This is a genomic window from Methylophilus sp. VKM B-3414 (assembly GCF_032248435.1).
Classification (GTDB): Bacteria; Pseudomonadota; Gammaproteobacteria; order Burkholderiales; family Methylophilaceae; genus Methylophilus; species Methylophilus glucosoxydans.
In genome coordinates this window covers 127,545-142,959 of sequence record NZ_JAVTLI010000001.1, presented here as the reverse complement: position 1 = coordinate 142,959, position 15,415 = coordinate 127,545, and the positions used below count along the sequence as shown (strand labels likewise).

21 protein-coding genes are annotated in these 15,415 nt (G+C 55.1%); 9 read left to right on the top strand and 12 right to left on the bottom strand.

Going from position 1 to position 15,415, the window contains the following annotated elements; genetic code table 11:
- Positions 1-605 precede the first annotated feature (605 nt).
- From nifE to Q9292_RS00660, 9 genes are all read left to right on the top strand, one after another.
- A complete protein-coding gene (gene nifE / locus Q9292_RS00700; protein ID WP_313983526.1) occupies positions 606-2,036 on the top strand; it encodes a nitrogenase iron-molybdenum cofactor biosynthesis protein NifE in 1,431 nt (476 codons plus the stop codon).
- Positions 2,037-2,049: 13 nt separating this feature from the next.
- Complete coding sequence (gene nifN / locus Q9292_RS00695; protein WP_313983523.1) at positions 2,050-3,474, top strand: nitrogenase iron-molybdenum cofactor biosynthesis protein NifN; 1,425 nt, start codon at positions 2,050-2,052, stop codon at positions 3,472-3,474.
- Between the two features lie 19 nt (positions 3,475-3,493).
- Positions 3,494-3,904 carry a nitrogen fixation protein NifX gene (nifX, locus tag Q9292_RS00690; RefSeq protein WP_313983521.1) on the top strand — a complete coding sequence of 137 codons (411 nt, stop codon included), beginning with the start codon at positions 3,494-3,496 and terminating at the stop codon, positions 3,902-3,904.
- Between the two features lie 403 nt (positions 3,905-4,307).
- Positions 4,308-4,781, top strand: coding sequence for a NifX-associated nitrogen fixation protein (locus tag Q9292_RS00685; protein WP_313983518.1), 474 nt, complete (start codon positions 4,308-4,310; stop codon positions 4,779-4,781).
- A gap of 9 nt (positions 4,782-4,790) precedes the next feature.
- Entirely contained in the window at positions 4,791-5,003 is a 213-nt protein-coding gene (locus tag Q9292_RS00680; RefSeq protein WP_313983516.1) for a CCE_0567 family metalloprotein, read from the top strand.
- A 9-nt stretch (positions 5,004-5,012) separates the two neighbouring features.
- Positions 5,013-5,309 (top strand): ferredoxin III, nif-specific, encoded by a 297-nt coding sequence (gene fdxB, locus Q9292_RS00675; protein ID WP_313983513.1) that lies wholly within the window; start codon positions 5,013-5,015, stop codon positions 5,307-5,309.
- 11 nt (positions 5,310-5,320) lie between these two features.
- On the top strand, positions 5,321-5,716 hold the full coding sequence (locus tag Q9292_RS00670; protein WP_194747293.1) for a nitrogen fixation protein NifQ: 396 nt from the start codon (positions 5,321-5,323) through the stop codon (positions 5,714-5,716).
- Between the two features lie 3 nt (positions 5,717-5,719).
- Entirely contained in the window at positions 5,720-6,064 is a 345-nt protein-coding gene (locus tag Q9292_RS00665) for a rhodanese-like domain-containing protein (protein WP_313983508.1), read from the top strand.
- Between the two features lie 68 nt (positions 6,065-6,132).
- Positions 6,133-6,594, top strand: coding sequence for a molybdopterin-binding protein (locus tag Q9292_RS00660; RefSeq protein WP_313983505.1), 462 nt, complete (start codon positions 6,133-6,135; stop codon positions 6,592-6,594).
- A gap of 10 nt (positions 6,595-6,604) precedes the next feature.
- Here the strand turns inward: Q9292_RS00660 and Q9292_RS00655 are convergent, their stop codons facing one another.
- The 12 genes from Q9292_RS00655 to Q9292_RS00600 form a co-directional block, all read right to left on the bottom strand.
- The gene (locus tag Q9292_RS00655) at positions 6,605-6,946 is read right to left on the bottom strand and encodes a hypothetical protein (RefSeq protein WP_275357071.1); all 342 of its coding nucleotides are present in this window, start codon (positions 6,944-6,946) and stop codon (positions 6,605-6,607) included.
- 61 nt (positions 6,947-7,007) lie between these two features.
- Positions 7,008-8,120, bottom strand: a complete 1,113-nt coding sequence (gene modC, locus Q9292_RS00650) for a molybdenum ABC transporter ATP-binding protein (RefSeq protein ID WP_313983502.1) — start codon at positions 8,118-8,120, stop codon at positions 7,008-7,010.
- Positions 8,086-8,763 carry a molybdate ABC transporter permease subunit gene (gene modB, locus Q9292_RS00645; protein ID WP_313983499.1) on the bottom strand — a complete coding sequence of 226 codons (678 nt, stop codon included), beginning with the start codon at positions 8,761-8,763 and terminating at the stop codon, positions 8,086-8,088. The genes modC and modB overlap by 35 nt, the downstream gene beginning before the upstream one ends.
- Positions 8,764-8,783: 20 nt before the next feature.
- Positions 8,784-9,542, bottom strand: a complete 759-nt coding sequence (modA, locus tag Q9292_RS00640; RefSeq protein ID WP_275357073.1) for a molybdate ABC transporter substrate-binding protein — start codon at positions 9,540-9,542, stop codon at positions 8,784-8,786.
- A 24-nt stretch (positions 9,543-9,566) separates the two neighbouring features.
- Positions 9,567-11,096 (bottom strand): porin, encoded by a 1,530-nt coding sequence (locus tag Q9292_RS00635; RefSeq protein ID WP_313983494.1) that lies wholly within the window; start codon positions 11,094-11,096, stop codon positions 9,567-9,569.
- A 66-nt stretch (positions 11,097-11,162) separates the two neighbouring features.
- Complete coding sequence (locus Q9292_RS00630; protein WP_194747297.1) at positions 11,163-11,990, bottom strand: TOBE domain-containing protein; 828 nt, start codon at positions 11,988-11,990, stop codon at positions 11,163-11,165.
- A gap of 123 nt (positions 11,991-12,113) precedes the next feature.
- Positions 12,114-12,566: a hypothetical protein gene (locus Q9292_RS00625; protein WP_313983490.1), complete on the bottom strand. Its 453-nt coding sequence runs from the start codon at positions 12,564-12,566 to the stop codon at positions 12,114-12,116.
- A 4-nt stretch (positions 12,567-12,570) separates the two neighbouring features.
- The gene (locus Q9292_RS00620; RefSeq protein WP_313983486.1) at positions 12,571-12,930 is read right to left on the bottom strand and encodes a hypothetical protein; all 360 of its coding nucleotides are present in this window, start codon (positions 12,928-12,930) and stop codon (positions 12,571-12,573) included.
- Entirely contained in the window at positions 12,927-13,454 is a 528-nt protein-coding gene (locus tag Q9292_RS00615) for a hypothetical protein (protein WP_313983484.1), read from the bottom strand. The genes Q9292_RS00620 and Q9292_RS00615 overlap by 4 nt, the downstream gene beginning before the upstream one ends.
- A 12-nt stretch (positions 13,455-13,466) precedes the next feature.
- Entirely contained in the window at positions 13,467-13,790 is a 324-nt protein-coding gene (locus Q9292_RS00610; RefSeq protein WP_313983481.1) for a (2Fe-2S) ferredoxin domain-containing protein, read from the bottom strand.
- Positions 13,791-13,826: 36 nt separating this feature from the next.
- Entirely contained in the window at positions 13,827-14,120 is a 294-nt protein-coding gene (locus Q9292_RS00605) for a ferredoxin family protein (protein ID WP_194747302.1), read from the bottom strand.
- A complete protein-coding gene (locus tag Q9292_RS00600) occupies positions 14,117-15,415 on the bottom strand; it encodes an FAD-dependent oxidoreductase (protein ID WP_313983477.1) in 1,299 nt (432 codons plus the stop codon). The genes Q9292_RS00605 and Q9292_RS00600 overlap by 4 nt, the downstream gene beginning before the upstream one ends.

The window sequence follows — 15,415 nt, the reverse complement described above, 5'->3', positions numbered from 1 at the left end:
TTACTTTGTTTCCGCTACTCAGCGCGATGGAATGGGATTTATCTCACCAAACTCGCATCGTTGAAGTTTGAACCGTTGAAAAACAGCAATTCCTTTATTCAATCCACGGACCGTTGCGCCAATCTGGTTTTCGGGGTCCCCATCTGCCGCGCCGAGTAGCGCAGGCAAAATAAGATCAAGCGAGCGGCTGTCCGAATCCCGCGGTGGGCTGCGGTGTGTGCAGCCCGCTAGGATGAGTTTCGCGAGCGCTTATTTTGGCGAGCAACGCAGGAAACAAGCGGAAGCTGGGGTGCACTTTCTTTTGGTTACTTTATCTTTGTGCAAGCAAAGAAAAGTAACTCGCCGATGGGCGAAAAGAAACCTATAAAAAGACCACTAACCTAGAGGCGAAAAAGAACATCACAAACAACAAGCAATCCCCCGCGTGGGCATCCATGCCCACCCTACAACATGCCATCCATTCCCACACCGATTGTCGCATTTGTCTTCTTTCCGACATTCCATGAATTAAAATAATATCTTTTAGAATCATAAAGTTAAAACATATCTATCGCATGGCACACTCCTTGCAATATCCATAACAAGAACTCCACAGGTGTCTTGTCATGGCAGCATTGAACGAAACAATTCAGGATGTGTTTAACGAGCCGGGCTGCGATAAAAATCAGGCCAAGGATGAAAAAGCACGCAAGAAAGGTTGTACCAAGCAATTGACGCCTGGTGCCGCCGCCGGTGGCTGCGCCTTTGATGGTGCCAAGATTGCCTTGCAGCCGATTACCGATGTCGCGCATCTGGTACATGGGCCGATTGCCTGTGAGGGGAACTCCTGGGATAACCGTGGCGCCAAGTCCTCTGATTCCAGTCTCTATAGAACTGGCTTTACCACCGACATGAACGAACTGGATGTGATTTATGGTGGCGAGAAGCGCCTGTTCAAGGCCATCAAGGAAATTATCAGCAAATATGACCCGCCTGCGGTATTTGTTTACCAGACCTGTGTGCCTGCGCTGACCGGCGATGACATCGAGGCGGTGTGCAAGAAAGCCAGTGAGAAATTTGGCAAGCCGGTGATCCCAGTGAATTCACCAGGCTTTGCCGGACCAAAAAATCTGGGCAACAAGCTGGCGGGTGAAGCATTGCTGGCGCATGTGATTGGCACGCAGGAGCCTGACTACACCACGCCGTACGACATTAATATCATCGGTGAATATAACCTGGCCGGTGAGTTGTGGCAGGTCAAACCGCTGCTGGACGAGCTGGGCATCCGCGTGCTGGCCTGTATTTCCGGCGATGCCAAATATCTTGAGGTGGCGCAATCACACCGCGCCAAGGCGGCTATGATGGTGTGTTCCAAGGCCATGATTAATGTGGCGCGCAAGATGGAAGAGCGTTATGGCATTCCGTTTTTTGAAGGCTCGTTTTATGGCATTGGTGACATGAGCGACAGCTTGCGCCAGATTGCCCGCCTGCTGATACAGCAAGGGGCGGATGCCGAGTTGATGACGCGCACCGAAGCAGTGATTGCGCGTGAGGAAGCTCGCGCCTGGGAGGCAATTGCCGATTACAAGCTGCGCCTGGCCGGAAAGCGCGTCTTGCTGATTACTGGCGGGGTGAAGTCCTGGTCGGTAGTCTCAGCCTTGCAGGAGGCTGGCATGGAGGTGGTGGGCACCAGTGTGAAAAAATCCACCGAGGAAGATAAGGAAAAGATCAAGGAAATCATGGGCGAGGATGCGCACATGATAGACGACATGCGTCCACGCGACATGTATGCCATGCTCAAGGAAGCAAAGGCCGACATCATGCTCTCGGGTGGGCGCAGCCAGTTTGTGGCGCTCAAGGCCAAAATGCCGTGGCTGGATATTAACCAGGAACGTCACCATGCGTATGCGGGCTATGTGGGCATGGTGGAACTGGTCAAAAACATCACGCAATCGCTGTATCACCCGGTGTGGCAACAGGTGCGGCAACCAGCGCCGTGGGAAACGGCGGTCAGCAGCGATGAGCCGCCACTGACCAGCGGCGACATCGCGGCCTGAAGGGAGCAAGACCATGGCACAAGTACTCAACCCCGGTAAAGCCTGTAGCGTCAACCCGCTCAAGATGAGCGCACCCATCGGGGCGGCGCTGGCCTTTATGGGCTTGCAGCACTGCCTGCCTACCCTGCATGGTTCGCAGGGCTGTACTTCATTCGGGCTGGTATTGTTTGTGCGGCATTTCCGCGAAATGATCCCCATGCAAACCACGGCCATGAGCGAGGTCACCACCATCCTTGGTGGCATGGACAATATCGAGCAGACCATCGTCAATATCTGGAAACGCAACCAGCCGTCCATCCTCGGCATCGCCTCTACGGGGCTGACCGAAACCAAGGGCGATGATGTGGATGCCTATCTCAAACTGATTGCGCAAAAACACCCCGAGCTGGCCGACATGCATATCCTGTATGTATCGACACCTGACTACGTGGGCGCGTTTCAGGATGGCTGGAGCAAGGCGGTGCTGAAAATAGTGCAGCACTTTGCACAGCCTGTGAGCGTGCGCCATGCACGCCGCGTCAATGTGCTGGCTGCCAGCCATTTAACACCGGGTGACTTGCAGGAAATTCGCGATATTGTCGAACTGTTCGGGCTGGAGGCGGTGATAGTGCCCGACATTTCCGGCTCGCTGGATGGCCATATCCCGGACGACTTTACACCGACTACACTGGGCGGCACCACTCTGGAGCAGTTACAGACCCTGGGCGCGGCACGCTATACGCTCGCTATCGGCGAGCAGATGCGCCCGGCAGCGCAGGCGCTGGAAGCCCAATGTGGCGTCCCCTACCGTCTGTTTGAGCGGCTGACCGGATTGGCCGCCAGTGATGACTTTGTGCAATGCCTGTCCGAACTCACCGGCACTCCCGTGCCGATGAAACTGCGCCGCCAGCGCAGCCAGTGTCAGGACGCCATGCTGGATGCGCATTTTTATACCGGCGGCAAAACCGTCGCCATTGGTGCCGAACCCGACATGTTGTGGAGCTACGGCCAGTTTTTGCTAGAGATGGGCTGTGACTTGCGCGCGGTGACCACCACCCACTCGCCGTTATTGGCGCAACTGCCTATAGAACAGGTTCAAATCGGTGATCTGGAAGATCTGGAAGTGCTGGCACAAGACTGTGACCTGCTGCTCACCCACTCGCACGGCAGGCAACTGGCCGAGCGCCTGCATCTGCCTTTTATCCGTATCGGCATCCCGACTTTTGACCGTATCGGCGCCGCACACAAAGTTAGCGTGGGCTACCGGGGCACGCGTGATCTGGCATTTGAACTGGCCAACACCTTTCTGGCACAGAGCCATGAACCAGCCCCTGATCACTGGTATCCCGCACCAGCAAGCGAGGCTGGTGCCGCCACCGGCTGCAACAGTTGTACGCCTGCTGGCAGTTGCCACAGCGCAAGCGACATGCATTTAGAAAGCACTGTGCATTTCAGTTAACCCCGTAAAGGAACCCACTATGAAAGTCGCGTTTGCCACACAGGATTTAAAACGGGTTGATGCCCACTTTGGCTGGGCCAAGCACCTGGCTATTTATGAGCTGACGCCAGAAAGCTGGACGTTTTTACACTCGGTGCCGTTTGATGGCGATTTAAAAGAAGATGGCAACGAAGACAAGCTGGCACCCAAGCTGGAAGTTATCAAGGACTGTGCGCTGCTGTATGTGGCGGCCATCGGTGGCTCCGCCGCTGCCCGTGTGGTGGCGCACAAGATACACCCGGTCAAAGTCACCGCCGATGAACCGATAGAAGAGATTCTGGGCAAATTGCAGGACGTGCTCAAAGGCACCCCACCCCCATGGTTACGCAAAGCCCTGCTCAAAGACCAGGCAGCCGCGCTGGACTTTGATGAGGAAGAAGAAACGGTATAGGTTTTAAAGGCTATTTACCACAGAGACACCGAGAACAAGAGCAGCAAGTGCATTCAGCAAACTAAGAATTTCTCTGTGACTTCTGTGCGCTCTATGGCTAATAAAGGTTTTAAAGGCTTTTTGAGCCACAGAGGACACAGAGCGCACAGAGGTAGTACCGGATAAATGTTTGGCCTGTGCTGTGATTAAAAAATGATTTCGTAAACGCAATGATTCGCCAATAAAACACAAAAGCAGCAAGTGCACTCAGCAAACTAAGAATTTCTCTGTGACCTCTGTGCTCTCTGTGGCTAATTAAAGCTTTTAAATTCATTTTGAGCCCCAAGGACACGGAGTGCTCAGAGAAAACCGAAGGCGTTTGAGTGTTAATGCGGTAAGCAATATTTATTTATAGGAGAAAAACATGACAGCAGTCGCCGAAGCGCCAGTAGCCAGTGATCCCTGGACCTCGCCATTTGTGATCGAACTGATTAAGCAATGGCGGGCGCAAGACACCCATGGCGCATGGGAGGGCAAGGATAATTCGACCTTGCTGGCGCCGTACATCATCAGCAAGGAACAGCGCCGCGAGATGCCAATTATCGGCGACCCTGACCCGGAAACCTTGTGGCGTCTGGAGTTGTTTTATAACGCGGTGGGCCTGGCGGTAGAACGGGAAACCGGCGTCATGGTCTCGCCCATGATGAAAATGCATCACGAGGGCTTTGGCAAGATGTTGCTGACTGCAGGCCGCCTGGTGGTAGTGAACAAGCATCTTCGTGATGTGCACCGCTTTGGTTTCGAGACCATGGACAAGCTGGCCGCCGAAGGCCAGAAGCTGGTACAGGCCGCAGTGGAAATGATACAAAAGTTTCCCGAAGTGGTGAATTACGGTTAGGAGTGCGCCATGAGTGACATAGAAACAAGTGACGTAGACACCATCAAGGCCGAGGTGAAAAAACTCAATGCCCAGGCCACCCAGCTCAAAATGGACTTGCATGATTTGTCCGAAGACTTGCCGACTGGCTGGGAAAAAATTCCGGAGGTGGCCGAGAAAACCTTCAAGGCCTATCAACAACTCACTGCTGCCCGCCAGAAATTGGTGGCAGCCGGTGGCTAGGAGCTTGCCATGGCATTTAGCGTAACCTTACCCAGCGGCGTGGCGTGGACGCCGCAATTTGCCGAGCAGATCGCAGAGGAAAAGTGCATAGGCTGTGGCCGCTGCTTTCGTGTCTGTGGCCGTGATGTGCTGGAGCTGGTGGGCATTACTGAAGACGGTGACCGCATCGCCATGACGCTGGGCGACGATGAGGATGATGAGTATGAAAAGAAAGTCATGACCATCGCCCATCCGGAAAACTGCGTGGGCTGCGAGGCCTGCGCCAAAATTTGTCCGAAAAAGTGCTATACCCACGCCCCGGCCTGAGGGTAACGCGTATGCAACAGAGCCTCTCCCCGCCCAGTGCTGTTGTAGCAAGTTCCCTAGCCTCATCTGGCCATGGCTGGGACGAGTTTGAGGATTTGATTGCATTATTGATGGCACATGCGCTGGATCAACACGTGAACACCTATGCCCTGGCAAGATTGATTGCAGGCACCTGCTGCAGCGGCGCCAACCATTTGTGGCAAGACCTCAAACTGTCCAGCCGCGCCGAACTGTCGCAACTGATGCGCGACTATTTCCCGGCGCTGGTGGCCAAAAACAGCAGCGACATGAAGTGGAAAAAGTTTTTTTACCGGCAGCTGTGCGAGCAGGAAAACGTATTGATATGCAAATCGCCCAGTTGCGGTGTCTGTGTGGATTATGAATTATGTTTTGGACCAGAGGAGTGAGCTATGAGTTGGCAAACCATTGCTGCGGCACAAGCCGCCGAAATGTTGAGTAACCCGGAACGCTTTGCGGAAATCGCGCTGTTTGATACCCGAGATATGCACAGTTACCAGAGTGGCCATCTGCCAGGGGCCGACCAGCTGTCCGAGTACAAGCTGGAACAGGTCTTGCGCAGCCTACCGCGCAATATCCCGGTGATGATTTATTGCTATCACGGCAATGCCAGCAAGGTGTTTGCGCAGATGTTTGACGACTTCCGCTACAAGGAAGTCTACAGCGTGGATGGCGGCTATGAAGCATTGGCACCACTGGTGCAGGCGCTGCCGGAAAAGCTGGCTCACGCTGCGTAATATAGCAGCGTTGACAGCCGCAGGCCCGACGCTGCGGTTGATGTTTTACAGCGCGCTTGCATACACTAATGGTATCTCAACCCGATCAGGAAAATATCGTCATGAAAATCAGCGCACGTAACCAGTTCCAGGGAAACATCACTGCCGTACACCCTGGCAGCGTACATACCGAAATCGAAATTGCCCTCGGCAATGGCGACACGCTGGTGGCCATGGTCACCCACAGCAGTGCACACAGTCTGGGGCTGACCAGTGGCAAATCGGTGCTGGCCCTGGTCAAAGCCTCTTCCATGATGGTGATGACAGAGAGCGAGGGCTATGCCCTGAGCGCACGTAATGTGCTGCGCGGCGTGGTGGCAGAGGTGATCAGCGGGCCGGTCAGTGCCGAAGTCAAACTCGATTTGCCGGGCGGCAATACCGTGTTTGCGAGCATTACCCATGAAGCCGCACGTGAACTTGGACTCAGTCAGGGCGCCAGTGCCAGCGTGGTATTCAAAGCCTCTGCGGTGATACTGGCAGTTGCCAGCTAGGCGTTTACCCTCAGAGGCTGGCCACCCATTCCGCTGGCCGGGTATGAAAGCGTGGCTGGCAAGCATCCAGTTGATCAGAGATGGTGGTAGTTTTTAACCAGCCACCGTCTTTCAGACGCCAGGCCATCACCCGTTCGTAATAGACATCGATGCGTAGCGGAAACTCATCGATATCAAAGCCCTCTTCCGACAAGACAAAACTGTGGTAATAAAAACACTTACCCCCGTCGGCGGCGTAGCCATGGATCTTGGTAGCTTGCAGTGAGGGTTCATCGTGCCTTTCAAAACGCTCGGCGCGAATCACTCGCTGTTGTTCAGCCACAGACAAATTGGCATAGAGTTGTTCTATCATGAGTGGACTCCTTTCTTGCGCATTCAAGATGCGGATGCGTCGTGCATGGCGCGAAACGCGCCTACTCCATCAGTGCCACCGATTTGACCTGTAGCCAGACTGACTGACCGACAGTGATGCCCAGGGTCGACGCCGAGCGTTTAGTGAGTCTGGCAATCAGCACCGAAGCTCCCACCTTGACACGGATCAGCATGACACCGGGATGCGTGTCTATGGCCATGGCATCGACCACACCCTGCAACTGGTTCTGGATACTGCTATCGGTTTGTGGCCGGATGGCCACACTGACATCACGGGCCTGAATATGTACCCGCAGCTGACGCCCCAGCGGCAGGTCTCGCTGCCTGGTCCAGACGCTGCCACCGTCAAATGCCAGCCGCATCAGATGCCATTCCTGGTCAAGTTCGCTGACCTGCGCCGGCAGGACCACGCCGCTGTCCTCCCCCAGGCGGATCGGAGTATCCAGTTGCGCCAGCGTCTCCAGCAATGGTCCTTGAGCCAACACTCTGCCGGCTTGCAGCATGACGATATGGTCAGCCAGGCGTGCTACTTCGTCATGAGCATGGCTGACATACAGCAATGGAATGTCCAGATTGTCATGCAGGCGCTCCAGATAGGGCAAGATTTCCTGTTTGCGCGCATAATCCAGGGCTGCCAGCGGCTCATCCATCAATAGGAGCCGCGGCCTTACTGCTAAGGCCCGCGCCATGGCCACCCGTTGTCGCTCCCCCCCGGACAAATGTGCCGGGTTTCTACCCAGTAGCGGCGTCAATTCCAGCAAGGCGATGGCCGCCTCCAGATCTGCTGGCCGCGCCTGCGTATTGCGCCTGAGGCCAAAACGCAGGTTTTCCAGCACCGTCAGGTGTGGAAACAGGCTGGCCTCTTGAAACACATAGCCGATGGGACGGTGATGTGTAGGCAGGCAATACGACCCCTCCTGCCAGCGCTCGCCGTGAAAGCGCAGATAGCCCTCCCTGGGTTGCTCCAGCCCGGCAATACAGCGCAACAGCGTGGTTTTGCCTGAACCGGAAGGGCCAAACAGGACGGTGATGCCGCGCCCGGGCAGGGTGAGGTCTACATCCAGAGTAAAGCTTGGCCTGGCCAGATGAAAACGTGCCTGTATCTCGCCCATGCCCATGTCAGTAACCCCTGTTTGGTTGCGTGCGCCACACATGCAGCGCCAGCAACACCAAAAACGAAAACAGCAGCATGACCGCGGCCAGTGTATGCGCCTGACTATATTCCAGGGCTTCCACATGATCATAAATCTGTACCGAAGCGACGCGGGTTTGTCCCGGCACATTGCCCCCTATCATGAGTACCACCCCAAACTCGCCTACCGTGTGGGCAAAGGTGAGCATAGCTGCCGTCAGAAATCCCGGCCAGGACATCGGCACCACCACACTGAAAAACGTATCCAGTGGCGAAGCACGCAAGGTTGCTGCTACCTCCAGCGGCCGCTCACCGATAGCCTCAAACGCGGTGTGCAAGGGCTGCACCGTAAACGGCAGGGAATATAACACCGAGGCCAGTACCAGCCCCCAGAAAGTAAACGGTAAACTGCCCAGACCAGTGGCCTGTGTCAGCTTACCCAGCGGGCCTTGTGGTCCCATCGCCAGCAACAGGTAGAACCCTAACACTGAAGGTGGCAGCACCAGCGGCAAGGCCACGACCGAGGCCACCAGCCCTTTCCACCAGACGCGGCTGCGTACCAGCCACCAGGCGACGGGCGTGCCTATGATGAGCAATAGCAGGGTGACCAGACTGGCCAGCTTGATGGTCAGCCAAATGGTCTGTATATCCTCGATGCTTAACATGATGTTTCCTGTGTGATGCCTCAGGGCAATTTATAACCGTTTTTGGCAAAGATGGCACGCGCCTTTTCCGACTGCACGAACCCGTAAAACTTGCGGGCGGCATCCGCATTGTTATCTATGCCATGCTTGAGGATGACCACGCCCTGCGCAATCGGCTCATAACTCTCTTCTGGCACAGCCACCCATTTACCCTTGCCTGTAGTCTCCGGTGCAACGACAATCGACTTGGCACTGAAGCCAACATCTACCGCTTTGCTATCCACGTACTGGCTTACCTGGGTAATGCTCTCGCCATAGACCAGTTTGGGTTCCAGCGCCACCTTCACCTTGTAGAACTCCATGGCCTTGAGTGCCTGTTTGCCAAACGGTGCCAACTTTGGATTGGCAATGGCCACTTTGCCAATAGCCGCATCCGTCAGCCCGGCCACGCCCTTGCTTAAATCGGCCCCGGTTTGTGACCATAGCACCAGCAACCCGTAGGCGTAGGGTTTGGGCGCGGTCACGGCAAAGCCTTCTTTATACAAGCCCTCGGGAAACTCCATATCGGCAGACATGAATACATCAAAGGGCGCGCCCTGGCGTACCTGGGTGGCAATTTTGCCAGAAGCGTTGAGCACGCTTTGTGCCTCGATTCCGGTTTCCTGTTTAAACTCGGCGGCCAGGTCATCGAACACGTATTTGAGGTTAGCCGCAATGGCCACAGTAAAGGGCTCGGCAGCCTGGACCTGCATGGAAACTGCCAGCACACTGGCTATCAGCAGTTGTTTGAGTGATCGCATGGGATCTCCTTGTCTGAATAAAAGTTAGAAATCGAATTGGGCACGCATGGTGACGGCGTCTTCATGATCCAGCGTATACGTTTTACTGCTACCTGAGACGGTGGCCGAGGTGGTCACCGGGGTATCAAAATGGGTGTGCACATAGTTGGCAATCACACGCACATAGGGCGTCAGCACCCAGTTGGCGCCTATCGTCCAGGCATCAAACGCGTTGCTACGGCCACTTGCCAACTTGCCAGTTCCGGTAGCATTAGTGGTAACAAAATCACTGCCATCAAACTCGCTGTAACGGGCACCCAATTGCAACGCACCCCAGCCATCGCCCCCCCAGACAAAATCCTGTTTTGGACGCAAGCGGCCAAACATGCCATCTTTATAGGTGCTGGCAAAGGTTTCACCGCTCACCAGCCAGTTGAGGCTGGCATACCATGCGGTCAGGTCACGATCAAACCCGGTGCCATCAAAACTTTCGCGTATATGTTCTGCCTGTAGCTTGACCGGACCATGTGCCAGCCCAAGTTCATAACCCTCACGCGTACGGTCAACTGCGCGCGTAAAACCTTCACTGGTAGAAAATACGGTGTATCCGCGGCCTTCGGTCAGTACATTCAGTGTGGGCACGCTGCCAGGTTCCTGTTGGCCCCTGGCATAAAAGCTGCCGACATGCAGGACACTGTCTTTCCAGTCGGCAAACTGGGCAATATTGCCGACCACACGTACCAGCGCATCCTTGTTGTCATATTTGGCATCGGTTTCATCACCATTCGCAGTGGCCGTGTTAACGCCTTTGCCATCAGTCCATGAAGCGTTGTAGAACAACCCTGGCACAGGTTCGCCAAACACCATCACGCCGCGGTCAAAAGTGGCGCCCAGCAGATAGTCCGTGCCTGCCCGTTCCTGAAAATCTGTAAAGTTGGCATTCATGGCACGCTCAAGTCCATAAAATGGCTTGAACTGACCTGCGCGTAATTTGAATCCGTTAAAGTGCAGGTAGTCGACGTGCGCATAGGTCAGGCCGACACTGCCATTATTGGCCGTACCGCTATATTCGGCTTCCAGTCTTGCCGCAAAATCCTTCATCGCCACATTGGCACCCAGCCGGGCGCGACGAATATTGAAGGTATCTGCTGCCGCAATATCTGGAGAGAAACTGCGGTAGTCGGCTTGCACGCGTCCATTGAGGCCCAGTTTCCAGGCACCACTACCATCTTCAAAACTCAGGCCATTTTTAAAGTTGGCGTACACTGGCTGGCCACTCGATTTGCCACGGGCCGATTGCAATGCCTTGATTTCATCGGCCATCGCATCCATCTTCCACTGCTGATCACGCAAGACCTGTTTGTCATCGCTCGCTACCCCTCTGGTTTCCGCCGGTTTTTCTAACCGTGCCTGGAGCAACTTCAATGCATCTGCCATCTGTTGCATTTGTGTTTGTTGTACTTCCAGCATGTGCTGCAATTGCGCGATGCGGGCATCGGTTTCAGCATCTGCCCACGCCTGGCTGGTTGGCATCCCCAGCCAGGCCAGACTGACCAGTATGGATACTTTTTTCATGTAAAGCGCTCCCTGATGTATTCAAAGAATCGATATAAAGTAAGATATATAGCGATAGAGAAAAAACTACTCGCTCACCCCTAAAATCACACTGCTGGCTTTAAAGATGGCTACCATCGTTTTACCAGCGGCCAGTTGCAGTTCGGCCACACTGTCATTGGTCACGGTCGCGGTGATCACATTGCCTCCGGTGCTGCGCAGACTGACTTCGGCGTTGACACCGCCCTGGTGGACTCGAGTCACCTCGCCGCCCAGTTTGTTGCGTGCACTCAGACCAGTCGCGGCTTCAGGACTGGCGAGGATCACCCAACTGGCCTTGACCAGTGCCCAGGCCTCGCTGCCCACCTGCAAGCCCAGCTCATTCAAGCCATCATGGGTAATGACAGCGTGTATCTGGTCGCCGCCAGTCAATTGCAGGGTCACTTCAACATTGACCTGCGCCTGCTTGATTGCCACCACCTTGCCAAAAAACTGGTTTCTCGCACTGGTTTTCACTGTCAGCCTCCGCATCCATGTATAAATGTTGTCAAAATCAGCGATGCCATCACTGGCCGCCTGTAAAAATTTCTGGTGCTCACGCCTTAACACGCGACTGGCATCTACGACACGGATGCCGGCTTCAGTCAATTGCGCCCCGCCCCCACCCTTGCCACCTGTGGTAGTCTGCACCAGTGCGTCGCCAAACAAACTGTTCATGGCATCCACCGCATCCCAGGCTCCCTTGTAACTGAGTCCTGCCAGTTTGGCGGCCTGCGAGATAGAGCCGCAGCTACCGATATGCTCCAGCAGTGCCAGGCGACGGTCTGTCAGCAAGCCAGCCTGGCCATCACTGCCTTCGGGGCCCAGTACCAGTGAGCCACTTACCTGCATGGTCTGCGTCATCTGCGTTGTCATCTTTCTGTCTGCCTTTGTCATGTTTGTCACATTTGCTACGCTATAAGGTAGATTATATAGCGATAGGCAAGACTATGCAGTTTTTGTGCCAGCTGCCATGATAGACACCTGAAAAACTGCCAGTTACTGCCCCTCACCTCGCATAAACCAGTCAAACACCTGTCGCAATAACAATAACTCCTGCCTGTCAGCGCTACGCAAGGCACTCATATGCCTGAACTCACCGCCAAATAAGGCGATTTCGGACTTGGGCGCATCCGGTGTCATGTAACGACAAAGATGAATGCGTAATGGACCTTCATCAGTGGTGACCCAGGCCGTAAAATCATGCTGGTATTGCAGTGTGTCAGCAGGCACATTCAGGGTTTTGACGATTTCTACCCCTTGTGCTGCCGTGAGGGGCTGGCGCAACGGCTGGTCAGGCTCTGCTAATACGCTGGCACTGGCAGGCAAGGCAGCCGGTGCCAACAACCCGCCATGGGGCCAGCGCACGAACAGCAGTGCAGTGCTGTAATTATCAAAATGACAGGCAATCACACGTTGCGGCAGTAGGTTGGTGGCAGGTAGCATCATCATTCGCTTATACAGTCATACTGAATAGTGCCGGTTGTTGCTGCCTGAACACGCGCAACCACATCAGGGTGGCAGGCACCATGGAGCAGATGGCAAACCAGATGGCATCGCGCTCGAAGCCGCCCGACAAACGGACTTGTGACAGCAGGACATTCCAGCCTGCCCAGTCGATTTCCGACATGGCCGTTTTGTTTTCCATAGGCAGCCGGTCTACATTTTCGGCAATAATACGCAGGTGGCGCAGGGTTTCAGCCTGGGTGAGTTGGCTGCTGAAAAAACCCTCTGGAGCGACATCCTCGGTGAGGGTCAGCACTGCCTCGCAGGATTGCAGCATAATATTAAGCATGGTGGCGCTAGCCAGGCTCATAGCGGGACTCCATCGGCATAAGCTTGTATGACTGAGGCGCCAACCGTGTCTTGTGGATCGATCTCCTGCAACTTGCTAAGTATTTGCCGTGCCTCTGACAGGCGTTGCTGACGCAGCCGGATATAGGCAAACGCCTTGAGACTAAACAGGAAAAAATGTTGCGGCGAATCGACCTGTGTCCAGTCGCAGCTTTGCGCGGTGAGTGATTGCCAGTGGCTGTCGATCTGCGCCAGCCTGGCTGCCGTGTCCAGCGCCATATGCACGGCCCGCTCGGCATCACTGAGACGATTGTGTACGGCATACAGCTTGTACAGTGTGTAATACACATGCAGGCAGTCGGGCGAGGCCTGTTGGGCTCGTAGCAACAATGATTCAGACTCGCGCCAGTCACGGGTAGCCGCGGCGGCAGCCAGATATCCGGCTATCGGTGACGGCAAATCCTCGTGGGCGACAATACCGCTCGGTCGTGTTGCGCTCAGAATATGCCCCGACGATTGCGGGGCTGACATAGGCCGAACGTGCATCTATCGCCTCGCTTACCAGACGCTGTCCGGCACTTTCAGGCGCTCGACCACTTCGCCTGCCAGCAGGTGCTTGTCTATGATTTCGGTCACGTCGTCTTTGCTCACACCACCGTACATCACGCTTTCCGGGTAGACCAGCACATGCGGGCCACTGTCACAGGGGCCCTGGCAGCCGCTAAACGTCACTGAAAACTGCTCCCACAGGTTGCGCGACTGCACCTGTTGCCAGAACGCCTGCAAAATATCATTGCTGCCCCGTCCCTGGCACGAGCCGCGCGGGTGGCCCGGTGGCCTGGCCTGGTTACATACAAAGACTTGTCTTGCGGGTTTACTCATGGGGATGTCTCCAACAATGCAATACAAAAAAGGGGATTAGCCGAACTTGAACAGGATGCCGTAGCCACCACGCGGGTATTCCCAGGCCACATTGCGGTGCTCGTTACAGATAATGCGGCAGGTGCCACATTCCAGGCAGCCATCACTGATCACGGTGACATTGCCGTTACCTTCCATGGTCCAGCAGCCAGCGGGGCAACACACGGTACAGGCATGGCTGTCACAATGGCGGCAGACGTCAGCATCCTTGATCTCGATATGCGGCTTGCCGCTGTCCACCTTGTAGCGGTTCTGGAACAGTTTCTCTTCAACCTTGACGACAATACTCATTCAAAAGCCCTCCATAACTTGAACGCATCTCCCATCAGGCCCATCAGTGAGCGGCGTTGACGGAAGCTGTGGCGTATCTGCTTTTCTTTAGATTTTTTATCCACCCCATCCACAGTCAGCATGGTGTGGGCGGCTTTGGACAACAACTCGGGATAGTCATTAAAGAACTGCGGATTTTTGTGGAAGATTGCCGGCATGTCCTTGTATTTTTTCAGGTCTTTCATGACAAAGCTGTCGTTGAGCGTGGCCTTGTAGCGCTTGAGGTTGGCCTTGCTGAAGGGCAGGCCCTCGGCACGCAAGGCAATCAAGGTATCCGCCGCCACCATGCCGGTGGTCATGGCCAGATTGGAACCTTCGCGGTGCACGGCGTTAACAAACATGCCAGCGTCGCCAACGATGAGCCAGCCATCGCCAAACAAATCCGGCATGGCGTTGTAGCCGCCTTCTGGAATCAGGTGCGCGGTATATTCTTTCATCTCGCCGCCTTCAATCAGCGGCTGGATGGCCGGATGCGCTTTCATTTGCTCCAGCAAGGCATAAGGGGTGATTTGCTGGGCTTTGAAGTCGGACAGCATACAACCGACGCCGATGGTCACCGACTCGCGGTTGGTATAGAGAAAACCCGTCCCCATCATGCCCTTGGTGATTTTGCCCGCCATCTCGATGACCACGCCCTCTTCGCCCTTGACGTTAAAGCGCTGCTCGATAAGCTCGGTTGGCATAAAGTGGATTTCCTTGACCGCCAGCGCCACATCCTTGGGATGCAGCTCGGGGTGAAAGCCGGCTTTTTTCGCCAGATAGGAGTTGACCCCATCGGCCAGTATCACCGCATCGGCATAAATCTCACCGCCCTGACGGTCCGTGCGTACACCGATGACACGCTGGCCATCCAGCAGCAGTTCGGTCACCGTGGTTTCGCATATGACCAGCGCCCCGGCCTTTTGCACGCGCTCGGAAAACCACTTGTCAAACTGCGAACGTATCATGGTGTAGCGGTTATATGGCGGCTTATTAAAGCTGTCCGAGCGGTAGTGCGAACCCATGTAGGAGTCGTCATCCAGCACCCACATGCGCTGTTCGATGATATGCCGCTCCAGTGGCGCATCGTCCCTGAAGTCAGGAATCAGTTTTTCCAATGCATCCGAATACAAAATCGCACCTTGTACGTTTTTCGAGCCTGAGCTTTCACCACGTTCCAATTGCAGCACGCTGAGCCCCGCCTGTGCCAGACGCAAGGCGGCGGCGTTGCCAGACGGGCCCGCGCCCACAATGATCACATCAAATTTTTCACTCAT